The following is a 7,069-nucleotide window of genomic DNA, read 5'->3' on the forward strand; positions in this document are numbered from 1 at the left end:
TGGCGGGCACAGCAGTGGTGGGGGCGGGGGCCGCGGCCGGCGCGGGCGCGGCAGCGGGGGGCGCCACGGTCTGGGCCGACGCCTCGGCGAACGCCAGGCCGAGCGACAGCAGTCCCAGCAGCAGGATCAGCGTCGCCGCCCGCAGCCGGACCGGCCAGCGGAGACGCAAGGAACAGGCGCGGGCGGGGAACGGAGGGGTCGGCATGGCCTTGCGTCGCGAAGCGTGGCGTTCGATCCGATGAGAGTAGCGCAGATCGCGCCGCCGGGAAGGAGATCCTAAGGTTCGGGTCAGGTCTATCGCGTATGGCGATAAACGCCCTCTCCCGCCCCGGGAGAGGGAGGGGACCCACGAAGTGGGGAGGGTGAGGGGCTATCCGGGCATGGATTCCTTGTTCTTGGATCACCCCTCACCCTTCCCATGCTCCGCATGGGCCCCTTCCCTCTCCCGGGGCGGGAGAGGGAGCCTAAGCCGTCCCTAGCCGACCAGCCCGGCGGCCAGATTGACGCCCAGCGCCAGCACCGCGGTGTTGAACAGGAAGGACAAGGCACCGTGCATCAGCACCAGACGGCGCATGCCGGCGCCGCGGGTGGTCACGTCGGACACCTGAGCGGTCATGCCGACGGTGAAGCTGAAATAGAGGAACTCAACGTAATCCGGCGCGTCGTTGCCGGGAAAATCCAGACTGCGTTCCTCGACCGACTGCCCGCCCAGCCAATAATCGTGGGCGTAATGCTGGGCGAAGAAGACGTGCAGGAAGCCCCAGGACAGCAGGACCGTCACCCCCGACAGCACCGCGGCCATCCCTTCATGCGGAGAGCCCTTGGCCGACACCAGTTCCGCCACGATGGCGACCAGCGCCGCGAGCGAGGCCAGCACCGCCCCGGCCAGCACCCCCCATTTGCCGGGATCGAGCAGCCTGGCCCGCCGGCGCATCGACGCCACCGTGGCCCGGCTCATCAGGATGCCGGCCAGCAGGATGTAGGCGGCGACCCCGCAATCCCAGCCGGTCAGCACCGCGGTGGTCGGCCGCAGCCAGGCGGCGGCCACGCCCCCGGCCAGCAATGCTACGGCCAGCGCCCCGCTCAGCGACGGGCGGTTGCGCAGATGGGTCAGGCTGCCGCGCATATGGTCTCCAGCGATGGCGTGCGGCGATGCGCACGCCCGTTCAGTTGGAGGCGGGATAGAGCGGAAGCAAGGTCTGCTGGCGGCGCTGATAGCGTACCAACTCCAGCGCGGTCAGCGGCTGCGCCCCGGCCGCCCGGCAGGCGTCCGCCACCTCGAACATCAGCGCCTGCTGGTGGAACAGGGTGGTGTAGGCGTCGCCCAGCCTGAATTCCGGGTCCCACATGTGGATGGCCTCGGCCCCGGCGCCGTTCACCTCGATGATGCGGAAATCCTCGCCCACCGCCAGCCGCTCCACCGAGGCGAAGCGCACGTCGAAGCGGCCGAAATGGAAGCCCGGCATCTGGTCGGCGATCTCGTCGAAGCGCGCGGTCAGCGTCGCGGTGACATGGCCGCAGGCATCCTTGTAGAGGCCGCCGACACGGCTGCTGCCGACCAGCGACAGCCGCACCGTGCGCCCGGCCTCCGGCACTTCGTCCAGCCGGTCGGCCAGCGCCTCGTGGTGCAGTTCGGATTTCCAGGAGGCGCGCGGATCGGCGGCGATCAGCTGGCGCAGGGTGGAGCGGCCGTCGCCCACCACATGCGGGTAATAGCGGAAGGTCATGGAGAAGATGCGCCCGTGCCGCTCCCCCGGCTTGCGGACATAGAAAATGCCGGCCTCGCCGGCGTAAGCCACATGCTCCTGCAGGATCAGCCGGACGTCGGCCGGGAAGCCTTGGAGATAGGTGCGGAGGTCGGCGGCATCGCGCACCAGCCGCACGCCGATGCCGCGCCAGCCGATGTCCGGCTTGGCGACCAGCGGGAAGGACAGGCCGGCGCCCGACGCCAGCGACTCCAGCTGCGCCGGGGTCAGCGACGGACGGTTGACCAGGGCGACGGATTTCGCCGCCCATCGGCGCGCTTCCGGCCCGATCAGATCCATGCAGGCGATCTTCGATTCGCCGAGCAGCCCGCCCGCCTCGATCGATGGGTTGGCGGCGGTCGGCAGCGACAGGCTGCGGTAGCGGACGCCGAGCGCCAGCCACTGCGCCACCAACGGGATGTAGAACAGCAGCGGCGGAATGCGCTCCGCCCAGCCGATGGTGGGGGCGCCGGCCGGCACCACCGGCAGGCCGGGCAGGGCGATGGCGCGCGGGGTCGGGCTGCCGTGCAGCGCATCGCGCAGGGCCTCGGGCAGCAGCGGTTCCAGCACCGCCCGGATGCGGGCGAGCAGCGCGCGGACGACGGACTGCGCCCGCTTGGTGCGCAGGATCATCAGCAGCGCGGCGCAGCCGATGCCGATCACCTGCACCTGGATCGCCGCCGCTTCGAGCGACGAGGTCATCAGGGTCAGCAGCAGCCCGACATGCACCCCGGCGGTCGCCAGCGTGATGGCGATGAAGCGCAGGAACGGCACCCGCATCACCCCGCAGGCGAAGTAGGTCGGGAACAAGACACCGGGAACCAGCCGGCAAGTCACCAGGGTCGGCAACAGGTTCCTCTGCAAGGCTCCGCGGCAGCGTTCAAGCATAGGGCCTTCGGTCCGCCGCCGGATCCAATTGATCCGCAGGGACAATAGTCCAAGGACATAAATGAACAAATCGCCGATAACAATTCCACACAGCAGCGTGATGGCGGTCACGCCGATGCTGACCGTGCCGACGCTGACGAGGCTCGCTCCAACCGCAATTGCAACGTCTTCGTGCAGAAGCGTAAGCAAAGCAAGGCCTAGCAACAGGGGAAAACCGGCGAAAGCGGTTATTGGTTGCAATGCAGCAAACACGTGCGGTGTGTCCGTTGGGTAGGGGGCGGTTACGGTGCCGTCGGCAAAATTGCATAGGAAATGGTAAGCTTCACGTTAAAACTTTTATGGAACCGTGCGACATAGCGACTGTTTCTTTTGAGCCATATAGAAACGGTATGGCTATGATAGCAAATATGTGTTTGCAGCTATGGCGCCGGCGCGGCAGAGTGCGTTTCAATCGATGGCTGGCCGATGACTTGCCGATGGACGGCGGCCCATCGATGATCGGCGGATCAACCGCCCTGTGACACGACCAGGAGACGCACCGTGCAGAGCATCCAGTGGGACGACGCCTTCCTCCTTGAATCCCAGCTGACCGAGGATGAGAAGCTGGTGCGCGACAGCGCCCGCGCCTACTGCCAGGACCGGTTGCAGCCCCGTGTCATCTCCGCCTTCCGCGAGGAGCGGTTCGACCGCGAGATCATGACCGAGATGGGCGAGCTGGGCCTGCTCGGTCCGACCATCCCGGAGGAGTATGGCGGGCCGGGCGTCAGCCACGTCGCCTACGGACTGGTCGCCCGCGAGGTCGAGCGGGTGGACAGCGGCTACCGCTCCGCCATGTCGGTGCAGTCCTCGCTGGTCATGCACCCGATCTATTCCTACGGCAGCGAAGAGCAGAAGAAGAAGTGGCTGCCGCGTCTGGCCACCGGCGAGCTGATCGGCTGCTTCGGCCTGACCGAGCCGGACCACGGCTCCGACCCCGGCGGCATGAAGACCCGCGCCACCAAGGTCGACGGCGGCTATCTGCTGTCGGGCTCCAAGATGTGGATCACCAACTCCCCCATCGCCGATCTCGCCGTCGTCTGGGCGAAGTCGGACGCCCATGACAACAAGATCAAGGGCTTCGTGGTCGAGCGCGGCACCAAGGGCTTCTCCACGCCGAAGATCGAGGGCAAGCTGTCGCTGCGCTCGTCGGTCACCGGCGAGATCGTGCTGGACGAGGCCTTCGTCCCCGACGAGAACCTGCTGCCCAACGTGTCGGGCCTGGGTGGTCCGTTCGGCTGCCTGAACAAGGCGCGCTACGGCATCGCCTGGGGCGTGCTGGGTGCGGCTGAGTTCTGCTGGCACGCCGCCCGCCAGTACACGCTGGACCGCAAGCAGTTCGGCCGTCCGCTGGCCCAGACCCAGCTGGTCCAGAAGAAGCTGGCCGACATGATGACGGAGATCACGCTGGGCCTCCAGGCCTGCCTGCGCGTCGGCCGCATGATGGACGACGGCAGCTGGTCGCCGGAAGCCATCTCGCTGATCAAGCGCAACAATTGCGGCAAGGCGCTCGACATCGCCCGCGTCGCCCGCGACATGCACGGCGGCAACGGCATCTCCGAGGAGTTCCAGGTCATCCGCCACATGGTGAACCTGGAGACGGTGAACACCTACGAAGGCACCCACGACGTCCACGCCCTGATCCTGGGCCGGGCGCAGACCGGCCTCCAGGCGTTCTTCTAAGGCTGTAAGGTCGTGAAAACCCCTCTCCCGCCCCGGGAGAGGGAGGGACCCGCCGTGGTGCGGCGGGAGGGTGAGGGACGCTCCGAGGATCGGTGTGGTTGCGGGTCGCTCGGAGCGATCCTGTCCTTTCCCGCCCGACGACGTCGGGTCTTCCCTCCTTCTCCCGGGGCGGGAGAGGGCGTTTTCAGGTTCCCGTCGCCTGCTGGCGCACTTCGGTCAGGAAGCGTTCCACCTCGGCCGCCAGCGTACGGGTCTGGCCGGACAGGCCGCGGGCGGCATCCTGGACGCCGAGCGCGGTGCTGCCGGCGCTCTCCGCCGTCCGGGCCAATGCTGCGATGGTGGTTGAGACGTCCTGGGTGCCGAGTGCCGCCATCTCCACCGCCCGCGCGATCTCCTGGGTGGCGGCGTTCTGTTCCTGCACCGACTGGGTGATGGTGCCGGAAATGCCGTCGATCTCGGTGATGGTCGAGCCGATGGCGCCGATGGCGTCGGCGGCCTCACGGGTCACCGACTGCATGGCGTTCACCTGGGCGGCGATCTCGTCGGTGGCCTTGGCGGTCTGGTCGGCCAGCCCCTTCACCTCGGTCGCCACCACGGCGAAGCCCTTGCCGGCCTCGCCCGCCCGCGCCGCCTCGATGGTGGCGTTGAGAGCCAGCAGGTTGGTCTGCTTGGCGATGGCGTGGATCAGCCCGATCACCTGACCGATGCGCTCGGCGTTGGCGATCAGGCCCTGGACGGTGGCGTTGGTGCGGTCGGTGTGGGACACGGCCTCGCCGGCGATGCGGGCGGAATGGCCGACCTGATCGGAAATGCCGCCGATGGAACTGGCGAGTTCGGTCGCCGCCGCCGCGGCGGAGCGGACGTTGGACTGGATGTCGTCGGATTCGCGGGCGACGTTGCGGGTCTGGCTCGACGCCTCGCCCACCACCACGGCCATGCGGTCGGCGCTGTCGGCCATGCCGGAGGCCGACTCGGCGATGCCCTCGACCAGACGCTTCACCGTGCCCTGGAACCGGTCGGCAAGGTCGAGCAGGGCCGCACGCTTGGCTGCTTCCGCCTTGGCGTCGGCTTCGGCCTGGGCGGCATGCATGCGCTCGATGGCGCGGGCGTTGTCGCGGAAGACGGTGACCGAGCCGGCCATCGCGCCGATCTCGTCGGAACGGCCGTTGCCGGGCACCTCGACCGTCGTGTCGCCGTCGGCCAGCTTCGCCATCGCCGCCGACATGGCGCGCAGCGGGCGGATGACGATGCGGCCGAGCAGGACGTTCAGCAGGGCGATCTGCACCACCAGCGCGATCAGGCAGATGGCGATCTGGTTGCGCATCTGGGCGGCGATGGCGTCGATCTGCTGGTCCAGGCTCCAGGCGATCTGGAGGGCGCCGACCAGCCGGTTGCTCTTGCCGGTCACCACCGGCACGGTCACCACGATGTGGCCGTTGGCCGGGCGGGTCTGCGCCCCCTTGCCGGCCAGCACCGCCTCGACCAGGTCCTGGTCGGCCTTCAAGTCGTAGGGGGCGAAGCGCTGGTTGGAGAAGTCGGCGAGCGTGCCGGCGGATGTCGCCGCCCGCAGCGAGGCGAGCTGCACCTCGTTGCTGCCGGCCAGCGGCATGAACTCCGTTTCGATGGACGCACCATCGCCGGCGACGAAGCTGGTCTTGGTGGCGTTGGCCAGCATATCCGTCTTGACGCGGGCGTCGTGCGTGGCGAGCCGCACCGCATCGTCATACTGCATCTTGGCTTGAAGCCCCATGATGACGATGAAGCCGCCGACGATGGCGGCGACGAAGGCCGCCGTCACCTTCCGCCCCACGCTCCAGAACCGTCGCGGCCGGGATGCGGCCGCCTTGTCCACTGCCATGCTCTTGCCCCTTCCCGTGCCGCCTCCGCTTCCCGCCCGGCCGCCGGCCATGGAGGCACCCGCAAAGGCACCCATGGAGGCACGACGCAGGGCACGGCGAAGCACCGCCGGCAAGGCCGGCGTCCGCCACAGAAGCGTCAACGAATTGCAAAATTTAAATGATATTGTAACCGCATATCATGGTCTGCACCATGATCTTCTTCTCTGACTTTCGGAAGATTGCCAGTTGTCGCGACAATCCCAAAGTCTTGGTCCAGCATGGACAAAGTGAAGGCGCCGCCGTCGCTTGGACAAAGCGGCGCCTTTTCATGCCGGAAATTTCAAAAAACCGGCTTCAGTTTTCTTTAACTGTGTTTCTCCGGAGCGGATTCAGCCGCGGGCCGGGGTGCGCTCCCGCCAGCCGAAGGGACCGGCGGTTTCGTACAACCAAGGATACTGGTTGACCATGCGTCGTGCGATGGCAATGCGGTGTGCGGTGAGGGTGATCAGCCCGATGACCACCGTGTGGACGATGAAGCCCCACAAGGACAAGAGCTGCTCGCCGAACAGGCCCCAGGCGAGGAAGCGGTCGCCCACCCCCAGCAGCAGCGAATAGGCCAGCACGCTGGAGACAGGCTTCCACCCCTCCGCCAACGTCTGCCCGGTCAGCACGCCGCAGCCGCCGAACACCAGAACCGTCAGGAACACGAAAACCGGAAGCGAAGAGCCGAGGATCGTTTCCATCTCAGTGTCCCCCTTCCAGATAGGCCGCGCGGACCTCCGGGTCGGCCAGGAGCTGCGCGCCCGTCCCCGTCATCGTGATCTTCCCCGTCACCATCACATAGGCCCGGTGCGCCAGCTTCAGCGCATGGAAGGCGTT

Annotated in this window: 5 protein-coding genes and 2 pseudogenes; 1 reads left to right on the forward strand and 6 read right to left on the reverse strand. The window is 67.6% G+C overall.

Features of this window, described 5'->3' with window-relative positions:
• From CRT60_RS36125 to CRT60_RS07585, 3 genes and pseudogenes are all read right to left on the reverse strand, one after another.
• A pseudogene (locus tag CRT60_RS36125) lies at positions 1-205 on the reverse strand (hypothetical protein); the annotation flags it as partial.
• Between the two features lie 270 nt (positions 206-475).
• Complete coding sequence (locus CRT60_RS07580) at positions 476-1,126, reverse strand: DUF1345 domain-containing protein (RefSeq protein ID WP_098735819.1); 651 nt, start codon at positions 1,124-1,126, stop codon at positions 476-478.
• Between the two features lie 40 nt (positions 1,127-1,166).
• On the reverse strand, positions 1,167-2,885 hold the full coding sequence (locus tag CRT60_RS07585) for a DedA family protein (protein WP_098735820.1): 1,719 nt from the start codon (positions 2,883-2,885) through the stop codon (positions 1,167-1,169).
• Positions 2,886-3,173: 288 nt separating this feature from the next.
• Between CRT60_RS07585 and CRT60_RS07595 the strand changes: the two genes are divergently transcribed.
• Positions 3,174-4,352, forward strand: a complete 1,179-nt coding sequence (locus tag CRT60_RS07595) for an acyl-CoA dehydrogenase (RefSeq protein ID WP_098735821.1) — start codon at positions 3,174-3,176, stop codon at positions 4,350-4,352.
• 184 nt (positions 4,353-4,536) lie between these two features.
• On the opposite strand, the gene CRT60_RS07600 is transcribed toward CRT60_RS07595, so the two are convergent.
• The 3 genes and pseudogenes from CRT60_RS07600 to CRT60_RS36885 all read right to left on the reverse strand — a co-directional run.
• A complete protein-coding gene (locus CRT60_RS07600; RefSeq protein WP_098735822.1) occupies positions 4,537-6,210 on the reverse strand; it encodes a methyl-accepting chemotaxis protein in 1,674 nt (557 codons plus the stop codon).
• Positions 6,211-6,579: 369 nt separating this feature from the next.
• A complete protein-coding gene (locus tag CRT60_RS07605; RefSeq protein ID WP_098735823.1) occupies positions 6,580-6,933 on the reverse strand; it encodes a DUF6867 family protein in 354 nt (117 codons plus the stop codon).
• Position 6,934: 1 nt separating this feature from the next.
• A pseudogene (locus CRT60_RS36885) lies at positions 6,935-7,069 on the reverse strand (ABC transporter ATP-binding protein); the annotation flags it as partial.

It is taken from the genome of Azospirillum palustre (assembly GCF_002573965.1).
Taxonomy (GTDB): domain Bacteria; phylum Pseudomonadota; class Alphaproteobacteria; order Azospirillales; family Azospirillaceae; genus Azospirillum; species Azospirillum palustre.

What these genes read in the sequence shown, in the direction of transcription:
- CRT60_RS07605 (WP_098735823.1), bottom strand. Translation starts at nt 6,933, where the DNA reads ATGGAAACGATCCTCGGCTCTTCGCTTCCGGTTTTCGTGTTCCTGACG.
- CRT60_RS07580 (WP_098735819.1), bottom strand. Translation starts at nt 1,126, where the DNA reads ATGCGCGGCAGCCTGACCCATCTGCGCAACCGCCCGTCGCTGAGCGGG.
- CRT60_RS07600 (WP_098735822.1), bottom strand. Translation starts at nt 6,210, where the DNA reads ATGGCAGTGGACAAGGCGGCCGCATCCCGGCCGCGACGGTTCTGGAGC.